This window comes from Mesorhizobium sp. ESP-6-2 (assembly GCF_020164675.1).
Classification (GTDB): domain Bacteria; phylum Pseudomonadota; class Alphaproteobacteria; order Rhizobiales; family Rhizobiaceae; genus Mesorhizobium.
On sequence record NZ_JAIUGT010000011.1, the window covers coordinates 187,575 to 205,943 of the forward strand.

General features: G+C 59.7%; 15 protein-coding genes and 2 pseudogenes. 12 read left to right on the top strand and 5 right to left on the bottom strand.

Annotation, left to right across the window (positions count from 1 at the left end; translation table 11 throughout):
- The first annotated feature begins 193 nt into the window (after positions 1–193).
- From LB532_RS25595 to LB532_RS25625, 7 genes and pseudogenes are all read left to right on the top strand, one after another.
- Positions 194–1,081: a transporter substrate-binding domain-containing protein gene (locus tag LB532_RS25595; RefSeq protein WP_224557401.1), complete on the top strand. Its 888-nt coding sequence runs from the start codon at positions 194–196 to the stop codon at positions 1,079–1,081.
- Positions 1,082–1,137: 56 nt separating this feature from the next.
- Positions 1,138–1,791 (top strand): amino acid ABC transporter permease, encoded by a 654-nt coding sequence (locus LB532_RS25600; RefSeq protein WP_224557404.1) that lies wholly within the window; start codon positions 1,138–1,140, stop codon positions 1,789–1,791.
- Between the two features lie 4 nt (positions 1,792–1,795).
- Positions 1,796–2,446, top strand: coding sequence for an amino acid ABC transporter permease (locus LB532_RS25605; protein WP_140642297.1), 651 nt, complete (start codon positions 1,796–1,798; stop codon positions 2,444–2,446).
- 42 nt (positions 2,447–2,488) lie between these two features.
- Complete coding sequence (locus LB532_RS25610; RefSeq protein ID WP_181169455.1) at positions 2,489–3,331, top strand: amino acid ABC transporter ATP-binding protein; 843 nt, start codon at positions 2,489–2,491, stop codon at positions 3,329–3,331.
- Positions 3,328–4,347, top strand: coding sequence for an agmatinase family protein (locus LB532_RS25615; RefSeq protein WP_140642299.1), 1,020 nt, complete (start codon positions 3,328–3,330; stop codon positions 4,345–4,347). Before LB532_RS25610 ends, LB532_RS25615 begins: the two co-directional genes overlap by 4 nt.
- A 43-nt stretch (positions 4,348–4,390) precedes the next feature.
- Entirely contained in the window at positions 4,391–5,344 is a 954-nt protein-coding gene (gene speB / locus LB532_RS25620; RefSeq protein ID WP_140642300.1) for an agmatinase, read from the top strand.
- A 488-nt stretch (positions 5,345–5,832) separates the two neighbouring features.
- Positions 5,833–6,513: pseudogene (locus tag LB532_RS25625) on the top strand (IS3 family transposase); the annotation flags it as partial.
- A gap of 289 nt (positions 6,514–6,802) precedes the next feature.
- On the opposite strand, the gene LB532_RS25630 reads toward LB532_RS25625, so the two are convergent.
- Both LB532_RS25630 and LB532_RS25635 read right to left on the bottom strand, forming a co-directional pair.
- Entirely contained in the window at positions 6,803–7,738 is a 936-nt protein-coding gene (locus LB532_RS25630) for an alpha/beta fold hydrolase (protein ID WP_181169456.1), read from the bottom strand.
- 615 nt (positions 7,739–8,353) lie between these two features.
- Complete coding sequence (locus LB532_RS25635) at positions 8,354–9,049, bottom strand: DUF899 domain-containing protein (protein WP_140642304.1); 696 nt, start codon at positions 9,047–9,049, stop codon at positions 8,354–8,356.
- A 238-nt stretch (positions 9,050–9,287) separates the two neighbouring features.
- On the opposite strand from LB532_RS25635, the gene LB532_RS25640 reads away from it, so the two are divergent.
- Positions 9,288–10,202, top strand: a complete 915-nt coding sequence (locus tag LB532_RS25640; RefSeq protein ID WP_140642305.1) for a LysR substrate-binding domain-containing protein — start codon at positions 9,288–9,290, stop codon at positions 10,200–10,202.
- A gap of 258 nt (positions 10,203–10,460) precedes the next feature.
- Here LB532_RS25640 and LB532_RS25645 read toward each other — a convergent pair whose 3' ends face one another.
- Both LB532_RS25645 and LB532_RS25650 read right to left on the bottom strand, forming a co-directional pair.
- On the bottom strand, positions 10,461–11,621 hold the full coding sequence (locus LB532_RS25645; RefSeq protein ID WP_224557407.1) for a sensor histidine kinase: 1,161 nt from the start codon (positions 11,619–11,621) through the stop codon (positions 10,461–10,463).
- Positions 11,622–11,974: 353 nt separating this feature from the next.
- The gene (locus tag LB532_RS25650) at positions 11,975–12,550 is read right to left on the bottom strand and encodes a DUF1003 domain-containing protein (RefSeq protein WP_140642309.1); all 576 of its coding nucleotides are present in this window, start codon (positions 12,548–12,550) and stop codon (positions 11,975–11,977) included.
- A 1,182-nt stretch (positions 12,551–13,732) separates the two neighbouring features.
- Here LB532_RS25650 and LB532_RS25655 point away from each other — a divergent pair.
- The 4 genes from LB532_RS25655 (at position 13,733) to LB532_RS25670 (ending at position 17,321) form a co-directional block, all read left to right on the top strand.
- A complete protein-coding gene (locus tag LB532_RS25655) occupies positions 13,733–14,836 on the top strand; it encodes a flavodoxin family protein (protein WP_140642311.1) in 1,104 nt (367 codons plus the stop codon).
- Positions 14,837–14,853: 17 nt separating this feature from the next.
- Positions 14,854–15,765 (top strand): YihY/virulence factor BrkB family protein, encoded by a 912-nt coding sequence (locus LB532_RS25660; RefSeq protein WP_140642313.1) that lies wholly within the window; start codon positions 14,854–14,856, stop codon positions 15,763–15,765.
- 202 nt (positions 15,766–15,967) lie between these two features.
- Positions 15,968–16,648 carry a hypothetical protein gene (locus tag LB532_RS25665; protein WP_140642315.1) on the top strand — a complete coding sequence of 227 codons (681 nt, stop codon included), beginning with the start codon at positions 15,968–15,970 and terminating at the stop codon, positions 16,646–16,648.
- Positions 16,641–17,321, top strand: coding sequence for an RES family NAD+ phosphorylase (locus tag LB532_RS25670; protein WP_140642316.1), 681 nt, complete (start codon positions 16,641–16,643; stop codon positions 17,319–17,321). Before LB532_RS25665 ends, LB532_RS25670 begins: the two co-directional genes overlap by 8 nt.
- A gap of 65 nt (positions 17,322–17,386) precedes the next feature.
- Here LB532_RS25670 and LB532_RS25675 read toward each other — a convergent pair.
- Positions 17,387–18,358: pseudogene (locus LB532_RS25675) on the bottom strand (nucleotidyl transferase AbiEii/AbiGii toxin family protein); the annotation flags it as partial.
- Positions 18,359–18,369: the final 11 nt, after the last annotated feature.

An 18,369-nucleotide genomic window follows, 5' to 3' on the forward strand; every position in this document is an offset into this window, starting at 1 on the left:
CTCGGCTAACAGAGTTCATATCGTGAATCTCGATGTGTAGTCTATTCCTTCCATATTTATTAGAGAGTCAATCCTGACATGCTGGGCTAGGCGTAGCGGCGCCAAATCGGCCACAACCTGCCGACGGAGTGATCCTTTTTGGCCATGACCGTCGGGGGCGATGTGATCGGGAAACGGCAGGGCAGTGGTTCTATTGCATGTCGCGACGCAGGAGCGGGAGGAATTCATGCGGTCTGTTTTGAAATCGTACTTGCCTGCACTGCTTGTTGCTTGGCTGTCGCTTATGGCGGCTAGCGGGGCCCCGGCGGCCGACCTTCTTGACCGGATCAAGGAGAAGGGGCAGATCGTGATCGCTTCCGAAGCCAGGTATCCGCCGTTCGAATACGTCGAGAACGGCAGCATTGTCGGCTACGGCGTGGACCTGTTCAACGAGGTCATGAAAGCCCTTCCCGGTGTCAAGATAGACCGGCTTGACCTGCCGTTCCAAGGTCTGTTGCCGGGGCTTCAGACTGAGAAGTTCGACGCCATCATAACGTCGGTGACCGTCAACAAGCAGCGGTACGATACGTACCGCCTGTCCCTGCCGATCGCCGATGCATCCTTCACTTACGTCAAACGCAAAGGCAATTCCTCGCTCAAGACACCCGACGATCTCAGCGGAAAAAGCGTCGGTACCCAAGCCGGCTCCGCCCAGCTGAAAGCCACCGAGGCCTTATCCGAACAGCTCAAGTCAAAGGGCTTGGCGCCGATCACGAACATCCAGACCTATGTGGACTTCAACGAGGCCTATGCCGATCTGGCAGCCGGACGCACCGACGCGGTGGTCAATTCGCTGCCGAACTTGCTCTATCTCCAAACGCAGCGTGGCGACGCGTTCGAGACCGTGAAGACGACATTCGGAGCGCCGACCTACTTCAGCTGGGCCTTCCGGAAGGACGACGACAGCAAGTCGCTGGCCGACTTCATCGACGACCAGTTCCGAAAGCTGGCCGCCGACGGAACGATGGCCAAGCTGCAGGAGAAATGGTTCGGCTTCACCATGAAGCTGCCGACCGACGCCTTGCCTGTACCGAAGGATTAAGGAGGCGTCTCCCCCACATCCCGTCCAGCTCTCTGGTACGTCTCTAGGTGAAGCCGTTGACCACGCTTGCCCTTATCCAAGACAACCTGCGCGTGATGCTGTGGGGCGCGGGCATGACCGTCCTGGTCTCCGGGATCGCCATCATCCTCGGCATGCCGTTGGGACTGGTCCTTTGCTTCGGTGTGTCGTCGTCCAACAGATGGGTGAGCCGGTTCTCACGCGCCTATCAAAGCGTCTGGCGCGGCACGCCGATCCTCGTGCAGTTGCTGATCATCTATTACCTGCTCCCGCTGATCGGCATCAACGTGCCGCCCATCCTGGCCGCCATCGTCGCCCTGACGCTGAACACCATCGCCTTCCAGGCCGAGATATTCCGCGGCGGGCTCCTGGCCATTCCGCCGGGACAGATGGAAGCCGCCCGCATGGTCGGGATCCGAAAATGGGCCGCGCGCCGTACCATCCTGGTGCCGCAGATGCTCAGGCTGGTCATCCCTTCGCTCGTCAATGAGACTGTCAGCATCCTGAAGAACTCGTCGCTGGTTTCGGTCATCGCGGTGACCGAGTTGATGCGGGTAAGCCAGCAGATCGTGGCGACGACCTATCGGCCGTTCGAGACCTACATCACTGCCGGGATCATCTATATCGTTATTAATTTCCTCCTTTCGCTTGCTGGTCGCTCGGCAGAGCGGCGGCTGGCGCGGGGAGGCTGAGCCCATGACACAGTTCCTCGATCTTTGGGTCCAATATGCACCTTTGATGTTGGCCGGACTGGTCACCACAGCCTGGATCTGTGCGCTGGCGACGGTACTCGGGATTGTGGTCGGTCTTGTCCTTGCCTGTCTCGACGGCATAGCGTTCGAGCCGCTGCGCTGGGCGGTTCGCGTTTATGTCGAGTTTATGCGCGGCCTGCCGATCCTGATCCTTCTGTTCGTGCTCTACTACGGCGGACCGAGCCTCGGTTTCAGACTGGGAGCGCAGACGGTCGGTGTGCTCGGACTCGGCTTCTATGGCGGCGCCTATTTCGCTGAAATTTTCCGCTCCGGTTTCCAGTCGATTCCCAAGGGTCAGATCGAGGCTGCCCGCATCGCCGGCCTCACCGGCACGCAGATCATCCGCCATATCAAGCTGCCGCAGATGTTAGTGCTGATCACGCCGGCTATCGTGAACCAGATCATCATCCTCATAAAAGAATCGGCGGTGCTGTCGATCATCACTGTGGCGGAGTTGACGAAGAATACGACCCAGTTCGTCAATGAGACCTATGCGGTCATCCAGCCCTATGTCGCAGCCGCGGTGTTGTATTGGCTGCTGGTTGAAGCCGTCGCCCAGCTCGGCAAGCTCGTCGAGCGGCGCGTGAAATTCTAACGATCCCAGCCTGGCAACTCAAAGAACGATCGGACAGACGCGATGGCCACCCTATCCCCTCAACCGATTATCGGGATCCGGGACCTGACGAAGGATTTCGGCAAGTTCCGGGCGTTGTCGGGCATCTCGCTGGACATCAACCCCTCGGAGGTCGTCTGCATCATCGGACCCTCCGGCTCCGGCAAGAGTACGCTGCTGCGCTGTACTTCCTTCCTGGAGGATTACACCAGTGGCGAGGTCGAGATCGAAGGACGCCTGCTCGGCTACCGTCGTACCGGGACTGCGCTGGTGCGTGAAAGTGAACAGAATATCGCCGCGGTGCGCCGCAACGTCGGTATGGTGTTCCAGCATTTCAACCTGTGGCCGCACATGACGGTGCTGGACAATGTCACACTCGGGCCACGCCTGACCAAGCGCATTCCCGCAGCCAAGGCTCGGGAGCAGGGCCTGCATGCGCTTGCCAAAGTGGGCCTGAGGAGCTTTGCGGAGCGGTATCCTTCCCAACTCTCCGGCGGTCAGCAACAGCGCGTCGGTATCGCGCGCGCCCTCGCCATGGAACCGCATGTCATCCTTTTCGATGAGCCGACATCGGCGCTCGATCCGCAACTTGTCGGCGAGGTCCTCGACACCATGAAGCAATTGGCCCAGGAAGGCATCACCATGGTCGTCGTTACCCATGAAATGGGTTTTGCAGCCCAGGTGGCCGATCGCGTCGTGTTCATGGACCAGGGCAAAGTGGTCGAGCAGGGCCCGCCTGCAAGACTTTTCAGGGCGCCGCAAAGTCCGCGCCTGCGGGAATTCCTCGATACCTGGAGGTCTCGCAACATGCTCTTCCAGAACGATGGGCCGGGAACCGGGGCAAGTGCAGAAGGAGCACGGCCATGAGCGAAGCCCTCAGCCCACTCGGCGTTCCGCGCATCTATGGCGACGTTCCGCCGTTCATGGCCTTTCCTCATGTCCGCGACCCGGCTTCTTTCGTCGCCGATGCCGTTGTGGTCGGCATGCCCTATGACGGGCTTGCCACCTTCCGCGGGGGCGCGACGCGGCGCGCCCCCCAGGAAATCCGCAAGTACTCCCTCCTGTATGGCACCTACTCCTTCGATTGGGACATGGACCTTTCAAGCCATATCGCTGTGGCTGACGCCGGTGATATCGATGTGGTGCCGGGGGACAACGCCGAAAGCTATGCTCGTCTCGGAGCCCGGCTTGGCGCGATTCAGTCCACGGGGGCGATCCCGGTGACGATCGGCGGGGACCACGGCATCAGCTATCCGGCTGTACGCGCCGTGGCCGAGGCCGGCGACGCGCCAGTCGGGTTAATTGTCTTCGACACCCATCTCGATCTCAGTGAATCCTTCGGCGGCGATCGCCTGACGCGCGCATCCCCACTGCTGCGCATCGCGGAACTGGATAAGGTGGATCCGCGGCGCATCGTGGTGATCGGGGCGCGCGGACCGCGCAACCTGCCGGAGTGGACTCCGCTCTATCGGCAGCTCGGTATCACAGTGTTCTCGATGGCCGAAGTGGAACGCCTTGGCATCGATGTTGTTGCCGAACAGGCGCGGAAGATCGCGATCTCGGACGGCGCACGCCTCTACATCAGCCTCGACATAGATGGCGTCGATCCGGCCTACGCACCGGCCACCAACAGCCCCGAATCCGGCGGTCTGACTTCACGCGAGATCATTCGCGGGGTCCGCATCGCGGCCCGTGACGGATTTTCTGGCTTTGACCTCGTCGAAGTGTCGCCGGATTTCGATTCCGCCAGCGGGACGACCTGCATTCTCGCAGCACGCCTGCTCGCAGAGGCGCTGTTCTGCCTCGCCGCAAATAAGGGCGGGAAGCAGGACGCTTGGCGCCATGCTCATGCGGCAGGCCGGATGAATTACAGCGGCATTTAAGCTGCGCACAGAATGCTGCATGCGCGGAAAGGAAGGCACGATCATGAGCGATGCGGAGTTCCAACCCCTCGATTCCGGCAAGGTTCCGCGCTTCGCCGGCCTCTCGACATTCATGCGCCTTCCCATGGCCCGTCCCGACCAGGTCGACATAGCACTCGTGGGCATCCCCTTCGACGGCGGCACCACCAACCGCTCGGGCGCTCGCCACGGTCCGCGCGAGATCCGCAATCAGTCCAGCCTGGTGCGGCGCGTCCATCACGTCACCGGACTTTCTCCGTTCGATCAATTGCGCGCCGGTGACTGCGGCGACGTACCGGTAAACCCCCTTGATCTTCACGACGCGCTGGACACAATCACGGAGTTCTTCACGAAAGTTCGCGACGCTGGCGCTCGGCCGCTGGCGGTGGGCGGCGATCATTTAATCAGTCTGCCCATTCTGCGCGCCGTAGCTAAGGAGCCACTGGGCCTTGTCCATTTCGACGCCCATTCGGACACCTACGACGAGTTCTTCGGCAACCGTTACAATCATGGCACGCCGTTTCGCCGTGCGGTCGAGGAAGGTCTGCTCGACCCGAAACGAATGGTCCAGATCGGCATCAGGGGATCGATCTCGGATGCTGGAAACTATGATTTCGCCACGCAGGCGGGCGTCCGCATCATCTTCATCGAAGAATTAATGGTGCGCGGCGTAGAGGCGGTGATTGCCGAGGCACGCTCCGTCGTTGGCGCAGCCCCCGTCTACGTCTCGTTCGATATCGACGCGCTCGATCCATCCTTTGCCCCCGGCACAGGCACTCCCGAGATCGGCGGCATCACGACGCGCGAGGCCCAGGCCATGGTGCGCGCTCTCGCCGGCCTCGACATCATTGGCGCCGATTTGGTCGAGGTCTCGCCGCCGCTCGATCCTTCGGGCGTCACGGCGTTGACAGGTGCAACGCTCCTCTTCGAACTGTTGTGCGTAATGGCGAGCGCGAGCAAGCCGAAGCACGCCAGATAGGGAGCGGGGTCAAGCTTTGGAACGGTAGCGGCTCGTGAACGGCCGCTATTTCCGGTCAACTGGCCGCTGCGGACATCGGCTCTCGGTCGAAGCACTACCATAGTTACTCCTGGAGAGCGTTTCTGCAGCAAGACTATTCGAAGTCGCTCAATTTGGAGACTCTGATGATTGAACGCGGAATAGGATATGTGGTTTGCGAGCAGAACCGGTTATTAAAAAAGCCAGATGATACCGAAGTAAGTATGGTCCTGCTCTTTTTGGGTTTGGTTGTCGCAAACGTTACCTTCATCGTCGCAGTGATAATGTTACTGACAAAATAAGATCCAGTACGGCCGTTTGTACGACGTCTCATTTCTCTCCGACGATGTCCCTTGGCGTGGTTTCCTTGCGTTAGGCTTTGGCACGAGCTCGAAGGCACCCGCGAGCCGCCGTGGCATGGTCGCGGCACGATGGTAGGATCGAGCCTAATACGATGCTATCGGGCATGAACTTATGGCGCCAGGCGCGTCTGGCATGACGTGCTGGCCGAGGGTCTCTCCTGTGGCTTGCATCGCGTCGAGAGGCTCATGCGGAAGAACGGTCTGCGGGCCCGGCCTCGGCGCCGCGGACTGCCGAAGGACATGGGCGAGCGAGCGGCAGTGTCGGACAATCTCCTTGACCGCGCCTTCGAGGCATCGGCCCCCAACCAAAAGTGGATCGCCGACTTCACCTACATCTGGACCGCTGAAGGTTGGCTTTAGGTGCGGCCGTCGTCGACCTGTTCTCAAGGCGCGTCGTCGGCTGGGCGATGAAGGCGGAGATGACGGCGCAGCTCGTCACCGATGCCCTGATCATGGCGATCTGGCGCAGAGGCAGGCCGGACAGCCTGCTGCATCACAGCGACCAGGGCAGCCAATACACCAGCGAGCAGTTCCAGCGCCTGATGGCCGACCACGGCATCACCTGCTCGATGAGCCGGTCGGGCAACGTCTGGGACAATGCAGCAATGGAGAGCTTCTTCTCGGCGCTCAAAACTGAGCGGACAGCCCGCACGGTTTACAGAACGAGGGATGACGCCAGGGCGGATGTGTTCGATTACATCGAAGCGCTTCTACAACCCTCGGCGAAGGCACTCGACACTGGGCTATCTCAGCCCCGTCGAGTTCGAGGAACAAGCTATGCTAGCTTAACCTCGTGTCCGAAAAACCGACAGCAGGCCAAACATTCGTATCTTAATTAGCCTAAAGGTCCTTTTTGCACCTTAACTCGGTCATCCAACGCACCTGAAAGCTGCCATTCATCGCGGCGCCAATCGATGACCAACTAGAGGTGGAAACGGACGGACAGAACAATACCGTTGCGCATGGAGGATCAACTGCAAACGATAAGCAGAAAGACAAAGGCGATGCCCGCGACCGAACAGAAGGGTACGGCGGCCTGAGGGCAATGGTTGCGAATGACCCGTGCCTGCCGCATGGGCTAATTCCCGGCATTGCGCTCTATGAGATCTGCGACCATTTCGGGATTGTCGGCTATCACGAAGTGACTTGCGTCGGGAATTCGTGCACCCTCTACGCGAGTCATACCCTTGGCTTGATAGCCCTCGACGAAGGTGGCCAAGTAGGCATTGAAAAATGACTTCTCACCCACCGCGACAAGGAGCGGGACAGGATTCGGCGTGATCTGGGCGGCATTGAATGTCGCGTCCTGCGGAAACGCCCGGTAAATCTCGAAGGCAGCGTGAAGCTGCGGCGCGTCATAAATTTGAGCGTAGTAAGCGCGCTGGGCCGGCGTAAACCTTGCGCTGGTGAGGTCTTGATCGAAATAGATCGCCTGCCGCCCCGTAATCAGCTTCTCGGCCAGTTGGCCCGGAGCCTGAATGAAGCCAATATGCCAAAGGTCCGCGACCGACTCTTCCCAGCCGGCAATGCCGGGTACAGGGGCATCGAGGATCATCGCGCCGCGCAGGGACTCGGGGAACCGGCGGACATAGGCATAGGTCACGATACCTCCGAGGTCGTGGCCTACGACATACGGCTTATCCAGGCCCAGCGCCTGAGCCATTGCCTGCAAATCGGCCGCCAGGCTGGCGGCCTCATAGCCGCCGGCCGCCGGCGCAGACTTGCCGATCCCAGGCAGGTCAACCGCCACGACGGTGAACCGCTTGGCCAGTCTGGGCATGATCGCCTGATACTCCGTCCAATCTTCGGGCATGCCGTGGATCAGGATGATGGCCGGTCCCTCCCCGCCACGCACATAGTGCAGGCTCGTCCCGTTGACGCGCACCTTTGCCGACGTGAAGCCCGGCGGTGGCGCGCCAAGCTGCTCTGCAGGCAGAACCTTTGGCGTGCTTACGAGGAGCGCGGTGGAGGCGGCGAACCCGAGGAACGAGCGGCGATGGAGGGTTTGGGACATTGGGGTTCTCGTTTCAAACTTCGACATTCGTCTGGACTGTCGATTCCGCTTTCAATGTGCCGCTCAACCGGTCCCGAGCAGAAGCAGCCGAGTCATCCTCAACACCATGTTGCTGAGGCCATGGCCAACCCTTCCCGGTCTCACATAACGATTTCCGACTTCGCAGGAATCGTCCCCACGTATAGCTGCACTCTGCGAACATGGGCGTGTATTCTCGCCGATTGTCGTGACTGAAATTGAGGAGCGTTTGTGTGTCGGACCCTAACTGTGTTATTTGATCTTCTGCTTCAGGATGAGAATGCAAAAGGTCATCTCGACCTCCGGTCTCAAGACCGAAAGAGATTTTTGTCCCAACCCACTCATCGACGCCGATAATGCAATTCCATTTGAGTAGCTTTGACGGCAACGCCAGATGCTATGAGGCTCGGGCTTTGCCTTTACGTCGGGCGTCCACCATGCCGATAGGCCTTGCTGGCTAGAGACAGCGTCGCCGCTTCACTCGCGGCTGCGATAAGCACTGTGTGACGAATATCTGGCATCATTCATCTCCGATCATCCTGACCTCAAGCCTTTGGGCGTATGCGTAGTTCGCGACTTTGCCGATCCCGCGCGCGGCTACTCGTAGCGATCGTGACGGCGCATCCAGTCTCCCATTCCCTCCGTCTCGTTGCGCCCCTTCGGCATAAGATCGAGCATTGCGTAGGTGCCCATCATAACCTCCACACCGCGGCCGAAGGTGGAATAGGTGTGAAAGACATCGCCCGCCTCGCCCTTGAAGAAAGTGCTGACGCCAGGAAATTCCTCGTCGGTCTCGTCTGACTCGCCGAAGTTGTAGTCGACGTGCCCGGCGGCGACCTGCTCGGACGTGAAGCTGACGCGGAAATCATAGTTGAACGAGTTGCCGTTCGAGGACACCCATTTGAACTTCCAGCCCATGCGTCCGCGGTAGCGCTCGATCTCGGCAAGCGTCGCGCGCGACACGGCGACCACAGTGACGTCGTGGTGGGACAGATGCAGGTTCATGCCGTCGGTATGATCGGCCATGAAGGAGCAACTCGGACAGCCCTCCTCCCATCCCGGCGCGAACATGAAATGTTGCAGCAGAAGCTGCGACCGGCCATCGAAAAGCTCGGCCAGCGTGCGCGGGCCATCAAGCGTGTCGAACACATATTCCTTCTCCATCCGCACCCATGGTAGCGCACGCCGCTTCTGGGCGACCTTGTCGCGAAGATGGGTGATTTCCTTCTCCGCTTTCAGAAGATCCCGGCTGGCGGTCAGCCAGTCGTCGCGTGAAACAACTGCGTGTTGCATTGTAAGTCTCCTTTAGTTCGGACCATGCGGCGATCGGACTGGTGGGAAAGAAGCTTTAGCCAAGGGGTGAACTACCCTCATCAGCAGATGCATGTTGGCCATGTCGTTATCGGCGCCAAAGGCGAAGCAATGGAGCGCGTGGCCATGCTCATATCGCTCACACACGTCTGTCATCTAGCGATAAATACCACGACCGATACCCTTGACCTAGAGCACAACTCGATGACTACATGTGCATATGACGCACACCTCAGAATCGCTGCCTCCGCTTGATGGACTCAACGCGCTGCTCGCCTCGGCTGATACGGGCTCGTTTACTGCGGCGGCAGATACTCTCGGCATCACCCATGGCTCGGTTAGCCGCCGGATTGCGGCGCTAGAAGCCTGGCTCGGGACGGAACTTTTCGAACGCCATGGGCGAGGTGTCCGGTTGACGCCAGCGGGCCAGCGCTTCGCAGCAGATGCACGTACAGCGCTGTCGGGTCTGACGCGGAGCGCCGATCAGTGGCGGCCTCCCCGTGGCAGGCAGACGGTGCGGCTGTCAGTCGTGCCTTCCTTCGCCCGGATTTGGCTGCTGCCCCGCCTTGACCCGTTGCAACGCGGCGATATCCATGTCGATTTATCGCTGAGCCATCGCCCGATGGACCTCGATGCTGACGAGGCGGATGTGACGGTTCGCTACGGCGGTGGGGCCTGGGAACGCCTTGAAGCTCGGCTTTTGTTCAAGGAAACACTTAGGCCGGTCGCTGCTCAGGATTTGGCGCTCCAAATAGGGGCCGATGCCACAGCCGAACAGCTGCTACGGTACCCGTTGCTCCATGACTCGGATATTTCCCATTGGCGCTCGTGGTTGGCTGGCGAGGGTGTTTCTTACCGACCCCGTTGGCACGACCGACGTTTTGAAGACTACGATACTGTATTGGCGGCAGCGAAGGCTGGACTTGGTATCGCGCTGTTGCGTGAACCGTTAGCACGAGCGGATTTGACGGCGGGTAGAATAGCTTATGTCAGTCCTCGTTCGGAGGATAATCCTGCGGCCCATTTTGTTTGCTTGCGAGTTGGCGAACGACGCGCTGCAGTACGGGAGTTGGCCGCTCGGCTGTCAGTTCTGGCAGCTAGCGAAGGCAAATGCAGCAGCGAAAATGTGAGATGAGGCCCTTCCGCGCCGGATTTTATGCTACGCCCAAACAGTTCTCGATGCGCCCAGAAGGATCACCCGCAGCAGGTGAAAGCGCCACTCGCCAGGCACGGCAATGACTGCGCAACTCTGGAGCTGGAGGCTAAGGCGCTGAAGGGCCGTGACGTCAATGGCTCCATGGTGTCGGGCCTCTTAGGGTATTGGATGCCCAACTACTACCTCGTTGCTCGGCCGCGTAGCGCAATTCCTACAGACAATCCGTCACCTGCTCACCTATGCGATTACAGGAAAGACTATCTTTATGATGGTGCCGTTGGCAGAGCTATCCTGCTGAACTTTGCCGCCGATCTGGCCGGTTAGTGCCTGGATCAGCTTTTGTCCCGACCCACCCGGCCGGGGACTTTGAATGCCGTGCCCGTCATCTGCCACTATGAGTCGCGCCTCGCCATAACCAATGCCGGATTCGAGTTTCACATTGATATGCCCTCCGCCCGGGCCAAAGGCATGCTTGACCGAGTTCATTACAGCCTCGTTCATAATGAGACCGAGCGGCACCGCACGTTCAATCGCGAGTTCGATCTCGTCGGCGTCGATCTCGATCGTGGCATTTTCCATCTGAGCCTGAAGCGATGCGCACAGTGCTCGCAGGTAACGCGCTACATCGACAGCTCGCAATCCTTGACCGGGTGAGAGCTGATCATGTGCAAGCGAGATGGCATTAACGCGGTTCGCGACATGTTCCAGGACGCGGTGCACTTCGGCGCTTTCAAACCGTCGTTTCTGGACGGCTATCGATGACAAGATGAGTTGGAAGTTGTTCTTTACGCGGTGCTGCATTTCTCGCAGCAGCACCTCGCGTTCCTGCGCTTGGACGATAGCTGCCGCCGTCGCTTGCGCATCGCTGGCATTAAGGGTTGGCCTTTGCACCGTAGAAGCGATGACGGCCGCAGCAGCCGTCATGAATTCGATAGTATCCTCGCCGAAATCCCGCGTGGTTGCTGAATCGACCTCCAAAACTCCCCAGGCGGCGCCCTTGATGAGGATGGGCACGTTGGCGAGTGATCTGATACCGTGGTCTTTGAGCACATCGGAAAAAGCATAGTCGCCATCCCGCTGCGCAGCGGCCCCGTCCAAGATCGCCAAGGGCTCGCCGGTCTGGTAGGTTCGTCCAGGCGGCGACCGCAGATCCGCAGAAAAGGTCGCCATGCGGACCACGCCGACTTTCCATCCGAAACCTGCTTCCATGAATAGGTCGGCCGTACGACGCCGGTAGCGCAGCACCTTCACGTGGTTGATCTCTATAGCTCGGGCAACCTGCACACAGGCTTGATCCAGGAAGCGACTGACCGGCGTTTCTTCACCGGCCAGGCGGCCGAGGTCCACAAGAATGCGAACATGTCGGCGCAACTTGGCAAGGTGGTCGGTACGGTCCACGTGCGATCCTTTCCAGATCAACGTCCGCAGTAAACGCGCGCGCCTTGAAATTGCTCCGCCGTCGTATCACGTGCCCGGCATTCAAGCCGGCTTGGCAGCAAATCGCCTGCAAAGAAGCCTCGCAAGGGTCGCGGGATGCTAGGCTGCGCGCCTATCAGTGGTCCGGTTGCTGCTGCGCGGTCAAAACGTCAGGACTTGATCGGCGGCGCCGTCACTCTTTGCGGCTGCTCGCCGGGACGGAAAGCGTCCTGTTGCACGAACAGCTGGTCGGGTTTGGCTGGCTCCCGAGAGGGTCGGTGGCAACATTGGCCCGACCCAGAGTGCATCGTGGAGAGAGCTGGGGAAATCTGAGGTTATCGAGCTGAACTTGCCTCGTCCCTTGCCTCCGCGATCTTATCGAGGACAACTTCAGGCGCCACGTCGCGCTTCAACTCCGCCAACTCGTCGTCTGTTTCTCTGCGGACATGCAAGTGTCTGGCTATTTCCTCGACCATCTTGATTAGCTTCGTGGTCTCGTGTTCGTTCAGCAGGCTCACCTGAAGGTCTAAGTCTGCCCGCGCATCATCCTGAGCCGCCATCCGGTTCTGGTTTATCAGCACGAAAGTGGAGAGGAAGATTGCCTCCACCGATGCGAACATCGCCAGAATTACCAGGGACGGGTCCCAAGGGTCAATTAGGCCAACAGGTGCAACGTTGAGGAAGATCCACACGCCAAAAAAGACGAGATGAAGGTAGACGAACATCATGCTGCCGGCGAATCCGCTAAGCGCCGCTGCCGCCCGCTCCTCGATCGAGGCTTGCTTTGCCTCCTGCGTCCTTCGTTCGACAATTGCTTCAATGTTCCGGGCCAGTGCCGGAGCGAGTCCCTCGGCAGGTGGCTTGGTTGGGGTGATGCTATTCCTATCCGCATCCGAGTCGCTGAGGTTCATAGGGTTCTCCGTTCGCAGTCAGCCCCAACTCAAAATTCGGCGCTGGATGCCCCTGAAGTTGGCTAATCGAATCGAGGGGAGACCACCATGTCGCCAACCATCTCTTCGAGCCTGCAGGTTTGCATCAGCCGATGTCTCCAATGGAACGCGATTCAAACTTGGAGCGGTGCTGCTTGTTCCTCATCAGGGCCGTTCGCGTAATGGGAGGTTAAACAGCCGCCTACCCTTAGATTGGTGCTAACCGCCACCACCTTGATCCGGTGTCCAATCAATCAAAGCGGAACCGATCAGGTGCCTTGACGCTTTTCATTTTGAAGGGACTGGAAGGAGCATCATCGTGAACCGTGACTTTAGTGTATTGGAAGCTCGCTGGCTTTTGGCCGTCCCTTTTTCACTCGCAATCGCCGTGCTGCTGGCAGGGCTCGTGTTGAGTTAAAGCCATGGCATTCAAGACCCGACCGCATACTCCTAACCTTGCGATGCTCGCCGGCCGGCAAAGGAACCCAAGGGGCGCGTTTGCGGCGGTGCAGGATCAAGGCGGGCGCTATCGGCGCGCCTTCCGGCACCCTGCGGAGCGAGCTTCAGCTTCGCTGCGCAATCACCGATCGCCGCTTCCTGTAGAGATCGCAATCCGGACGTAACCGTTGGGTATGATGCTTGTCGTCTGTGTTTCGCTTGGCATACGTTAAACCTCCGGAGAGACGTGTGTCTGAGCCCGCACTCCGGTGAGCTTGAGAGGGACCCTCTCTAGAGCCGGTGCCGAAAGCGAGATGTTTTGAGTTTAGTCTAGGCCCAGTTGGAAGGGCTGTCTCTCTCTCCGGCTTGGTTCCCATGCGTCGGGTCGGTGACCCGTTCGCAGAGCATGGTCGGACCTGGCTTTACATTTCTGGACCGTAGCGCCCGTCGACGGATTGGCGCCGCGGTGCTTCTTAATGGATGGCGCAAAGCCACCGTTGCGATCGCCGGTACGGTCTGCAACTCATCGTCAGGCCACCGCTTCAAGGCGGCAGCGCTTGCCGGTCGGTGGAACCAACTGGCGCGCACAGTGTTCTGCTCGGCGGGCGCGTCAGCCGAGCCTTGTGCAGAGAGAACAGAGTTGGCTTTCCAGCTTTACACCACAGCCGACGAAAAGGCAGTCGAGCTCTTGTCCCTCGGGCGCGCTACGCTTCGGTTGGGCACCGCATGACAAAAGATCCTAAATCGATGACCAGCGGCGTCGAGCCGCGCAAGGGAATGCCCAGTCCTCGCATCTCAGAAAGCGAGTTCAAGGATCGCTACCGCGAACAATTCTACGATCCCGCCTTCGCGCCGGCGGCGCGTGCTATCGACACTTTGGCCGAGATCGCCTGGGGCGCCTATAGCCACGAGCGCAAAAGCCCGATTACCAGGAAGGCGGGCGAGGGCTTTCACAATCCGGACTATGACCTTTCCGTGCAATGGATCGCCGCGCAGGAAGCCGTGCAGGCAGCTCAGCACCGTCACGAGGATAGGGATGGGCCATCCCGGATCCTGCTCATCAACGGTTCCTCGCGCAGCGAACACACCTGCCCCGGCGAGATGTCGAAGAGCTTTCGTTTGCTTGAGCTGGCTTATGGCGCCATCGCGGCAAAGCCAGGCTTCTCGGTCGAGGTGCTCGATCTCTCGCGGCTGGCATCGGAATATGGCCGTGCGATTCATCCCTGCAAGGCGTGCTTCTCGACCGCGGCGGCCCTATGCCACTGGCCATGCTCCTGCTATCCGAACCATTCGCTCGCCCAGATCCACGACTGGATGAATGAGATCTACCCACTCTGGGTTGAAGCACATGGCATCATGATCGTCACGCCGGTCAACTGGTATCAGACCTCATCGCCGGTGAAGCTGATGATGGACCGCCTGGTTTGCGCCGATGGCGGCAACCCGGACCCCACGCTGACGCAAGGCAAGGACGTAAAGCTCGGCAAGGAGGCCGAGCTCGCCGGATGGGATTATCCGCGCCACCTTGCTGGCCGGCTGTTTTCCGTCGTCGTGCACGGCGATACCGAGGGTATCGAAAATGTGCGCAGCAGCCTTGTGGACTGGCTGCGCTCGATGAAACTTGATTCCATTGGCGAGGTGGCCGAACTCGACCGCTATATCGGCTACTGGAAGCCCTATGCGACGAGCCATGACGAGCTAGACGCCGACCATGCCATTCAGGCCGAGGTCCGCAACGCGGCACTGGCGCTGGCGGAAGCGGTCGAGAAACGGCGAGCAGGGGAGTTGCCAGCGATCGGCACGGGTCTCGACGACCCGCGCCCGAAGTAGTGCGACTGTTGGGGAAAATGCCACACTGGGTTCGCGAAGCCGGGGGTCTCTTGAAGGATGCAGTCACCGGCTTCATCAACGACAATGCGTTGAGCCACGGGGCGGCGGTGGCTTTCTACGCCACGACATCGCTGGCGCCGATCCTTCTGATCGTCGTGGCGGTCGCTGGTCTGGCGGTGGGCAAGGATGCGGCCCAGTTCGCCCTGTCAGCGGAGATATCCGGCGCGATGGGCGCGCAGAGTGCCGATCTGCTCAAGGCGACGATCGAGACGGCTTCGCACAGATGGTCCGGGACGCTTGCCACGCTCATCGGATTGGTGACGCTCTTCGTCACTGCCTCCGGTGTTTTCGGTGAGATGCAACAGTCGCTGAACGAGATATGGAAGGTAAAAGCCGACGGCCTGTCGCTTTCGCGCCTGGTGCGGGCGCGTGCGGCAAGTCTCGGCCTGGTTGCCGCACTGGGCTTCATGCTGATGGTATCGCTGGCGGCAAGCGCAGCGATCACAGCGCTGAGCGAAGTCATCAATCACCACCTGCCGTTCGGCGAACTGGTGCTCAGCACGGTCAACACGGTTGTCTCTTTCTTGCTAATTGGGCTGCTCTTCGCAGCGATCTACAAGGTCTTGCCGGATCGAACGCTCAAATGGCGCGATGTTGCCGTCGGGTCGGTGGTCACTGCGTTGCTGTTCACCATCGGCAAGTCGCTGATCGGCTGGTATATCGGCACCAGCGCGATAGCGACTTCCTACGGAGCGGCAGGCGCGCTGATGGTGGTGCTGCTTTGGGTCTATTATTCAGCGCAGATCTTCCTCTTCGGTGCAGAAATTACGCGCGCTTACTCGGTCAGGCGTGGAAGCCGGCCAGACCTTGCGCCGGTAGTGGCGTTGAGCGACGCCGAGATGGACACGCGGCTCCGCCCTGACGGCTAACTCATCCTCCCTGCGTTTCGTTGCAATCAGTGCCGCGCCTTTTCGCTCGCCTCCTATTTTAGTTTTAATGCGCGTCTATACCCCGCACCTCGCGTGTGGGCTTCGCAACACGAGCCGGAACGCCCCTGGGTTTGCCATCCCTTGATGATTTTGATTACGATGCTACATTGATAACCAAGATAACCGAACGGAGTCGGGCCACATGGTCGCTGCCAGTAAGACCGACGAGTTTTCCCGCGTTGGCACGCTTACGGGAACACCAGAGCAGGTCCGGAGCGGGCTTAAGCATCTTAAGGCCGAGCAGGTTGTTGCCCTGACCATCGAGCACGGCAGCGCGTCCTCCGCCAAGGCCTTCGCTGAGACGGTCGCGGGGCTCGCTCCCTTGGTCAGCGCAATTCTCAAGCGTCGCCGGGATGAGACCTTCAATTCCATCATTGAAGCCTTGGTGCCGGTGGTCCCTCCTCCACATGACAAGCTCCTCGAAGCGCGCATGGTGGCGGATGCGCGCAAGGCGGTGCTGGAAAGCGGTGACTGGCTAACGGCCGCCGAAGTGGCCAAAGTAGCCGGTTTCAGCGCCAGCAATCCCAGCGCCCAGCCAAATAAATGGAAAAAGGAGGGCCAGGTCTTTGCCGTGCGGCATCGGGGCGTCGACTACTTTCCGGGGTACGCCCTTGAGCCCTCGACCGACTTTCGGCCAGTGAAGGCTTTGGCAAAGGTGCTCAGCACCTTCCGAGGAAAGAAGGACGACTGGGGTCTCGCCTACTGGTTTGCCTCGCTCAACAGCTTTCTCGGAGGCAAGAGGCCGCAAGACCTTCTCATCAGCGAGCCCGATCGTGTCATTGCCGCTGCCGAAGACGAGGTTGCTGGCGTCCTCCATGGCTGACAGAAGGTCGCGCGCGAAGAGGCCGCTAGTCGTCGGCACAAGCGTGCCCGAGCCCTGGAAGGACCTCAGCACACTGATCCAGACCATGACCTGGTCGGCGGGCCGAGTCATTCACCGCATCCACCTGAACCTCTATGGCGGCAATGTCTTCAATCCGGGGGTGAGGGGAAACGCCCGCTTCAGCCCAATTCGGAACTCGGTCGGTAGCAGTATCCCGACGCTGTATGGTGGAACGAGCTTTGACTGCGCCGCAATGGAGACGGTATTTCACGACGTGCCAATGGCACCGGGGCTGAAGACCTTCGATCAAGCGAAATTTGCCGGTCAAGTCTATTCGACGGTGACGCCCCGACGGGACTTGGTACTGGCCGACCTCAGCTCGACCGCACTGAGGTCGCTCGGATTGCGTCGGATGGATCTTATCGACACGGAGAAGGACCAGTATCCTGGCACGCGGAAATGGGCGGAGGCCATCCACAAGCAGTGCCCGGCGGTTAAAGGCTTGTGCTGGGTTTCGCGCCAAGACGACCGAGCGCGGGCGGTCCTCCTGTTCGGCGACCGCATTCCCGCGAACGACCTGCTTGCGGACGACGCCCGAAGCATCCTCAATGATAACGAGCTCGTTTCCGACCTGCTGATCCTGGCTAATCGCATCGGCGTCAATGTCGTTTGAATCGTCTTCCCTATGCTGCGATTTTCGCCGACGAGGCCAGCACTTGCAAAGCTGCTCACCTAACAAAATACTATCGCGGCCATGGCAACATAATCTCGCCGCAGGGCGTCAACCATTTCGTCATGTGGCAGCAAGGCGAAGGTCGGCGGTTCGGCTGACGCAAGGTCGTAATCCTTGCGGTTGAAAAACATGCGAGCATGAGCCACGCAGTCGGCGCCAAGGTCCATATTCGCGAGCGCCCGGCGGCCGGTTTCGGACTCCATGAGCCGATGAATGTCATAGTAGTGGCGCGAAATCCGTTGTCCGCCACCACGCAATTCACCCCGACGCTCAAACCAGCGACGCAGGCCATGAAGGATCACGACCTTGTCCCAAAAAGTCCGCCCCGGATCGACCGTAGTGACGTTGGCCACGCTCAAATCGAGTCCTGGTGCGTCCTCATCAACATACGGTCGAATAATCTGCGGCGCATTCGGATCGAGTGCTGACTTTGCGCCTGACTCAATTTCACCACCGGACGGACATACGCTTCAGTAGGCGTTGCGGTCGGATACCAAAAAAGGAGGGTCTGCCTGTCATCATCGTCAGTTCGTATCTGAAAGTCTTTGAGCGGGAGCCCCGTGCGTCCCGCCGCGGCAGCTACCAATGCGGTTAAGGCCTCCGTCATCGGTCCTTGGATGTAGGCCGTACAAGCGTCCTTGATGGCATCGAGCTTGGCCTCGCGCTCGGTGCGACTGAGGTTCTGAAGTTCTGTGATCGACGTCCCCTCCCCCGGTCATCGCGAAACACAGTAACGTCGATGTCTTCCGAGAACCGGCTGATCAGGCCGAACCCCTTGGAAAGGGAAGTGCCGCCCTTGAAGAGCAGCCTTGGACTCTCGTCCGGCAAGCCATTGAAAAGCGCGTCCAAGGTCCAGCAGACCCAGAAGTCCTTTTCGATATTCTGGGGCGTGGAGCTAAGACGCTGAGCTGTCGTCGTAAACAGGCCTGCTCTTGTCTCGGGTCGGCGCTCAGAACCTGCTCATAAGCAGAATTCATTAGCTCGGCAT